This is a genomic window from Meiothermus rufus DSM 22234 (assembly GCF_000423425.1).
Lineage (GTDB): Bacteria > Deinococcota > Deinococci > Deinococcales > Thermaceae > Meiothermus > Meiothermus rufus.
Genome location: NZ_AUHY01000100.1, coordinates 1 through 5,627, shown reverse-complemented (window position 1 = coordinate 5,627; position 5,627 = coordinate 1). Strand labels below are relative to the sequence as shown.

The following is a 5,627-nucleotide window of genomic DNA, read 5'->3' as shown; positions in this document are numbered from 1 at the left end:
CGGTTTTGGGTCAATTTTTGGGTCAATTTGGGTCAGGATTTGGGTCAGGATGTGTGTCAGTAGGGGGCATATATTGTATGTACATTTTTTTTTGGCACAACATGTGGTATGATGTCTGTATGAGGAGCGGCAGGGCGTTTCAGCACTGGTGCAAGGTGCAGGATGCACGTTGTTCGGTACGTGCCGCCCGTGTGGATTTGATCATTTCAAGGCACATCCTGGGGAGGCGGTTAGCTCTACCGCGTTTCACGCCTGCGGAATTCATCAAAATTCCCCTCCTCTGGCGCTGGCGTTTGCTGAGGAGTCTGATTTTTGTGTGGCTGACCCCCGTGAGATACGTTATGCCTCTCCTTGAACTCTCAGTGCGGGGCCTTCTGCGAACCGGCAACCCGCGCTATATACTCGCGATCATTCGAGCTATCAGAATCATCTTGCTGGCGCTTTGGCCCCTCGGGTTTGGTACCCGATGGGCCATCTATGAGCGCATGCACGAGGGTCGCGCTGAATTTCTCCAGGAGGAACTGTGTGCTTTATCCGCCCGCGTGGCAACCCTGAGCCGGATAGTAATTGCATTTCTAGTCGCCCGGATCCACAGCTTGGTGGTGGTGGCCACCTCCATGTACCGCCACTCGCATGAGCGCTTTTCACACCCCCCACCCGAACCGCTAGTACTAATCCCAACAATCCGACCCAACGCACCCTCGGTCTAGTGCTGTAGGCGACGGGTTTATCCCGTCATGGCTACAGGCTAGGCCGGTATACCCGGCCTCCGACTAAATCGGAGGTTTTTCGCATGGAAAAAAGTAAAAAACTCGCCTACTCCCGCAAGGAGGTGGCAGAGCTACTCGGACTCCATGTAAACACGATTGATAAGTACGTACGTCTCGGCGTCTTGCCCGCTCGCAAGCTCGGTTCCCGTTGGTTGATTCCCGCGAGCGCTCTACGCGAATGGCTCGAGGGGCACGAGAACAACCCCGCCCGGGGCGAGGGCGGGGAGCGCTAGGGGGTGGGCTGTGCAACAAAAAAAGTATACCGCTTTTCTGCTTGCGTTGTTGCCCTGGCGCTGGCTGCTGGTAGTGCTCGAGGTCGTCAACGGGGCGGTTGATCTGCGTCTCTGGCGCGAGGAGGCCGGCCGTGGCCGTTGATCTGCTGCTCTCGCACCTCGCCAACGTTCAGGCTGTCGGACACGATAGGTGGACGGCTACCTGCCCGGCTCATGGCACGGGCCGCAATCAGGCTCTCTCGATTCGCGTTCTGGACGGTAAAATCCTGCTCCACTGCTTCGCCGGGTGCGCCCCCGACGCCGTGCTCGAGGCTGTGGGCCTGTCCTGGTGTGACCTGCACCAGGGCCACGCCCGGCCCTGGGACTATCCCGGCTACTACCGCCCGGCTACCCCCGAGCGCCATTCAACCCCCCTCGAGGCCCGCGAGAGGTGGCAAAGGTGGTGGGCATCCGCAACGCCGGGGCATCCGCTATTGGCCCGCTACCTACGCGCTCGAGGCCTCAGTATCACCCCACCCCCGACCCTTCGGCTGACCCTATGGGGCGAGCAACCGGTGATGCTGGCCCGCGTGGAAGGCCCGCAAGGGTTGGTAGGGATGCACCTGACCGTCTTGAAGCCCGATGGCTCAGGGCGGGTGGGCAAGCGCCTGGCCGCCGGTAGCAAGCCGCTAGGCTGTGCCGCCCGGCTCTATCCCCTCGAGCCCGGCCACCCCCTGGCCCTGGCCGAAGGCATCGAAACTGCCCTTGCTGTCCGCCAGGCCACCGGCTGGCCCGTGTGGGCGTGTGTTTCCGCTATCGGGCTCGAGCGGGTACAGCTGCCCCCCGAGGTGGGCGAGGTGCTGATTGCCGCCGACCACGACCCCGCCGGCCTCGAGGCCGCCCACAAGCTGGCCCGTAGGTTGCTCTCGGAGGGCCGCCGGGTGCGGCTGGCTACTCCACCGAAGCCCGGGGAAGACTGGCTCGACGCCGTTGCGGGAGGTGCGGCATGACCGCCCGTGACCTGCTCCAACATGCCCCCGAGGTCACGCCCGAGCGGGTATGGCCCGAGCCCGAGCCCCTCGACGACCTGGACACCCCCACCCCCCCGGCCTTTGACGCCCTCAAGCTCTTGCCCGAGCCCCTTGGGCCGTGGGCCGAGGACACCGCCGCCCGCATGAACGCGCCGGTGGAGTTCACCGTCACCGCCGCGCTGGTGGCCGCCGCCGGGGTGCTGGGTAACCGGGTGCTGGTGGCCCCCGACCCCGAGGCTAACCCCGGCTGGCTGGAGGCCCCCAACCTGTGGGGCTTGCTGGTGGGGGAGCCTGGCACACGGAAGAGCCCGGTGATGGAGGCCGCCTTTGCCCCCCTGCACGCGCTGGAGGCCGAGCTACACCGCGAGAACCAGCGCCGCCGCACCGAATGGGAGCTAGCCCGGCGCAACCGCAAGAAGGGCGACCCGGTGACCGAGGATGACCTACAGCCCCCCGCCGAGGAGGCCCTTCTAGCCCACGACATCACCGCCGAGAAGCTTGCCGACCTGCTGGAGCATAACCCCTTCGGCCTGACCGCCTTCCAGGATGAGCTACTGGGCCTCATTGCGGCCTGGGAGCGGCCCGAGAAGGCCGGGGAGCGGCAGTTCTACCTCAAACTATGGAACGGCCTCTCCCCCCACACCGTGCGCCGCATTCAGCGAGGTAGCCACTACCTCTCGATATGCACCCTCTCCCTGCTGGGGGGCGCACAGCCCGGCCCGATGCGCCGCTACATCCTGGAGGCCGCCCGGGGCTGGAACAATGACGGGTTGCTCCACCGCTTCCAGCTAACCGTCTACGGGGAGCTTCCCCCGTACCAACGGGTGGTGCGCCCTCCCAACAGCCTCAAGGCCGAGTACACCGCCCGGCTGGAGGGGCTGGCGGGCCTGGCCCGCCAACTGCCCGGTGTCCCCCAGGTGGAGCTACGGCCCGAGCTGACCCGGCCCGTGCTGACCTTCGACCCCGAGGCCCAGGCCCTCTACCTGCAATGGCTGGAGGGGACCGCCCGAGAGTCGCGCCAACCCTCCACCCCCACCCTCAAGCGCTCCCTGCTGGAGAAACAGACCGGATTAGTGCCCAAGCTGGCCCTGCTGCTGCATCTGGTGGAGGGGTACCCCAACCCACAGCCCCACATCGAGGCCCTTTCCACCGCCCGCGCCATCGCCCTGGCCAACCTGTACAAGCTGCACACCCTCAACCTCTGGCAGGAGGCCATCCGGCCCGAGGTGCAGGGGGCGGCCCTGCTGGGGCGGCGCATCCTCGAGCGCACCCAGACCAAGGCTGCTTTCAGCTACCGGCGCTTCAGCGAGCGGGACATCCTGCGCTCGGGCTGGAAGGGCCTCGCCGAGCCGGAGACGGTGCGCCGCGCCCTGGCGGAGCTGGAGGCCCGGGGCTGGATTGCCCGCGAGGGGAGCGCTTGGGTACCTAACCCCCGTCTTTGGGAGGGTAGCCATGTCTAGCCTCACCGACCCCCTGGCCGCCCTCGAGCTGGTGCAGTCGCTACTCTCAAAAAGCACTGACACACTGACGCAAGGGGCAGAAACCACGTCCAGCACGGCACAAACGAGCGTCAGTACGTGCACTGACACCGCACTGACGCCCACTGACACCCTCACCCCCGGCAGTAGGGGTGTCAGTACAGTGTCAGTACGTGCACTGACGCCCACTAACCCCGTCCAGGACGAGAAAAACCCCGTGAGCGTCAGTGCGTCAGTGCATTTCGGGGATAAACGCTTGCAAGCGACCCCCGGGGTAGCCCGAGACCCCGACCCTTCGGGCTGCCCCACCCACTGGCACACCGTGCCCGAGCTACCCCCCAAGGGCTCGCGGGTGCGGATGACAGACCCGGAGGGGTACGGGTGCCTCTACCGGGTCAAGGCGGTGGGCCGGTGGTGGCTGCTCAAATTCATCCCGCCCTTCGATGGCACGGTGTCGCTCACCGACACCGAGGGCCGGTGTCGGGTGCTGGCCTCCCTCGAGGAGGTTGCCGCACTGCTCGAGCTACTCTCCCAAAACGCTGACGCACTGACGCCAACGGCAGAAAACTCGCCCCTGACGGCGCAAACAGGTGTCAGTGCGGGTACTGCCGGTGCACTGACGCTCGAGGAAGAGGGGGATGTGCTGGTCATATGACCCCCTTGAGCACCAGCGCTGCCATGCCGCCTAGGTACCCCCACTTGCCCGGTGCTCTGCACCGACTGCTCGAGGCCGGCCCCTGGCAGGGAACCCCCACCGAGCTATACGCCACCCTCGAGGCCCACCGGGTAGAGCCCTGGCCCGCTAACCCGGTGAGCCTGTCGCTGTGGTTGAAGCACCACGCCAAAGCGCACGGCGTGCAGGTGGAAGCCCACCACACCGGAGAGCGCCGGGTATTGCGGCTGGCACGAGGGGCTAACGGGTTGAAGGGTGCAACGATTCCGGCACATAGCGGCACGATTCCGCCGCATACCGCCGCGTTTTGGAGCTTCCCCACCTGGGCCGCCCTGCTCGAGACCCTACCCCGGCTCGAGGGGAAACACCTTGAGGAGGTCACGCTAGCCTTCGACCTGGGCTCGAGCCGGACAGCCCAGACCATCCCCGCAGGGTGGCTACCCCAGGTGGTAGAGCGCTGGGCGGCACAGTATCCCCAACCCCGTGAGGTGCGGGTTTACCCGGGCGTGGTGGAGGTATCCACCGTGTGGCCTTTGGGGAAAGGTTAGAAAGGGAAATTTCCCCTAAATAGTGATAAGGGAAATATACCGTTCGCGGTAAGATTAGACATGCCGAGTGGCTATATAGTCGTGCTGGCCGAGGAGTGGAGGGGCTCCCTGGCTGCGGAAACCGAAAAGGCCGAGAATGGGTAGACCACGTTACAACAAACGCATCGTGCTACGGGCCATTGAGGGCTCCGGGGGAATCGTTTCCGCCGTGGCCAAGCGCCTTGGGGCTAGCTGGAGCACTGCTCGGGCGCTTATCCAGCGCTGGCCTGAAACCCAGGCCGCATTTGAGGCGGAGCGGGAGAAAACCCTGGATGAGGCCGAAAGCGTCATCCACCGCGCTATCCAGGAGGGGGACGCCCAGGCTGCGAAATGGTTGCTCTCCCGCCTGGGCCGCCATCGCGGCTACGGCGACCACGTGGAGGTATCTGGGCGGCAGGCGCTGGAGATCGTCCTTCGCTGGCCGGACGAGGAGGCCGTCACTGTAAACGACTTACAGTGAGCCCCTACCCCACCCGGCGTGACTCCGGCCCGGAAGGCCCAATGTCCACCCCTGACCCCTCGCTCGAGGGGGCTTATTTCCCTTAATAAGATTTGGGGGATATTTACAGTGGGCAACCGTGTATAATGCCCATATGCCAAAGGGAGAGAAGTTGCACTTGGTGAGGCCCCCACGCGAGGCTTTGGCCCGTCGGTGGGGGTTGCGCCCCTTCGAGCCCGGCGAGGCGGGTGAGCGGGTCTACATCCGGGCGGAGGGCGAAGCGCTCGAGCGCTTCAAGGCCCTGAAGCCCGAGGAGCGGGGCCGGGTGGTAAGGGTTGGACTTCGAGCGCTGGGACTCTTGGAGGTGCAGGATGCCGCGCCTGACGAACAAGCCCCGTAAACGCAAGGATGGGCGCTTCGAGGTACGCCTGACCCTA

Annotated in this window: 8 protein-coding genes; all 8 read left to right on the top strand. The window is 65.2% G+C overall.

Annotated features, from left to right (window positions below):
• Positions 1-793: 793 nt before the first annotated feature.
• The 8 genes from G552_RS0113290 (at position 794) to G552_RS0113250 (ending at position 5,590) form a co-directional block, all read left to right on the top strand.
• On the top strand, positions 794-1,003 hold the full coding sequence (locus G552_RS0113290; RefSeq protein ID WP_027883450.1) for a helix-turn-helix domain-containing protein: 210 nt from the start codon (positions 794-796) through the stop codon (positions 1,001-1,003).
• Between the two features lie 10 nt (positions 1,004-1,013).
• Positions 1,014-1,145: a hypothetical protein gene (locus tag G552_RS16985; protein WP_281167352.1), complete on the top strand. Its 132-nt coding sequence runs from the start codon at positions 1,014-1,016 to the stop codon at positions 1,143-1,145.
• The gene (locus G552_RS0113280; protein WP_051195825.1) at positions 1,135-1,992 is read left to right on the top strand and encodes a toprim domain-containing protein; all 858 of its coding nucleotides are present in this window, start codon (positions 1,135-1,137) and stop codon (positions 1,990-1,992) included. Before G552_RS16985 ends, G552_RS0113280 begins: the two co-directional genes overlap by 11 nt.
• Positions 1,989-3,473: a DUF3987 domain-containing protein gene (locus G552_RS0113275; protein ID WP_027883448.1), complete on the top strand. Its 1,485-nt coding sequence runs from the start codon at positions 1,989-1,991 to the stop codon at positions 3,471-3,473. Before G552_RS0113280 ends, G552_RS0113275 begins: the two co-directional genes overlap by 4 nt.
• 235 nt (positions 3,474-3,708) lie before the next feature.
• Positions 3,709-4,146: a VOC family protein gene (locus tag G552_RS16420; RefSeq protein WP_156890756.1), complete on the top strand. Its 438-nt coding sequence runs from the start codon at positions 3,709-3,711 to the stop codon at positions 4,144-4,146.
• The gene (locus G552_RS0113265) at positions 4,143-4,712 is read left to right on the top strand and encodes a hypothetical protein (protein ID WP_245575209.1); all 570 of its coding nucleotides are present in this window, start codon (positions 4,143-4,145) and stop codon (positions 4,710-4,712) included. The genes G552_RS16420 and G552_RS0113265 overlap by 4 nt, the downstream gene beginning before the upstream one ends.
• A gap of 136 nt (positions 4,713-4,848) precedes the next feature.
• Positions 4,849-5,211 (top strand): hypothetical protein, encoded by a 363-nt coding sequence (locus G552_RS15605; protein WP_156890755.1) that lies wholly within the window; start codon positions 4,849-4,851, stop codon positions 5,209-5,211.
• 133 nt (positions 5,212-5,344) lie between these two features.
• Positions 5,345-5,590 carry a hypothetical protein gene (locus G552_RS0113250; RefSeq protein WP_027883445.1) on the top strand — a complete coding sequence of 82 codons (246 nt, stop codon included), beginning with the start codon at positions 5,345-5,347 and terminating at the stop codon, positions 5,588-5,590.
• Positions 5,591-5,627 lie beyond the last annotated feature (37 nt).

Excerpts from the sequence above, each read along its gene's own strand:
- G552_RS0113265 (WP_245575209.1), top strand. The coding sequence starts at position 4,143 with ATGACCCCCTTGAGCACCAGCGCTGCCATGCCGCCTAGGTACCCCCAC.
- G552_RS0113250 (WP_027883445.1), top strand. The coding sequence starts at position 5,345 with ATGCCAAAGGGAGAGAAGTTGCACTTGGTGAGGCCCCCACGCGAGGCT.
- G552_RS0113275 (WP_027883448.1), top strand. The coding sequence starts at position 1,989 with ATGACCGCCCGTGACCTGCTCCAACATGCCCCCGAGGTCACGCCCGAG.
- G552_RS0113290 (WP_027883450.1), top strand. The coding sequence starts at position 794 with ATGGAAAAAAGTAAAAAACTCGCCTACTCCCGCAAGGAGGTGGCAGAG.
- G552_RS15605 (WP_156890755.1), top strand. The coding sequence starts at position 4,849 with ATGGGTAGACCACGTTACAACAAACGCATCGTGCTACGGGCCATTGAG.